General features: G+C 54.0%; 1 protein-coding gene. It reads right to left on the minus strand.

The genetic code is table 11. The features are described 5' to 3' along the window. Nucleotides 1-361: HAD-IC family P-type ATPase (locus tag H8792_RS12475; protein WP_228767129.1), on the minus strand; the 361-nt coding region annotated here is incomplete at its 3' end. Nucleotides 362-404 lie beyond the last annotated feature (43 nt).

The following is a 404-nucleotide window of genomic DNA, read 5'->3' on the forward strand; positions in this document are numbered from 1 at the left end:
TTCCAGAACCGAGGGCAATACTGACATTGGCGCGAGCCATCGCCGGCGCATCGTTAATGCCGTCACCGACCATCGCCACCAATTCACCGTCTTTTTGATAGGCTTGAATCGCTTCGTGTTTTTGTTCCGGCAACACCTCGGCATGCACCGACATACCGCCCAATTTTTCTGCAACGGTTTCGGCCACAGCCTGGCGGTCGCCACTCAACAACGTCACTCGTTTGCCACGAGCTTTTAAACGAGCGATCATCTCGATGGCATCCTCGCGTAGCTCATCTTCCAGGAACAAAATGGCCACGACTTGTTGATCCTGAGCCACCCACACGCTGGTTTGCGCTTGCTGAGCTTTCTCGGCCTCCATTTGTACAAAATCATTCGGAAGTGAAACGCCGCTGGCTTGCAAC

Origin of the sequence: Thiomicrorhabdus heinhorstiae, assembly GCF_013391765.2 — a bacterium.
In the GTDB taxonomy this organism is placed as follows: Bacteria; Pseudomonadota; Gammaproteobacteria; order Thiomicrospirales; family Thiomicrospiraceae; genus Thiomicrorhabdus; species Thiomicrorhabdus heinhorstiae.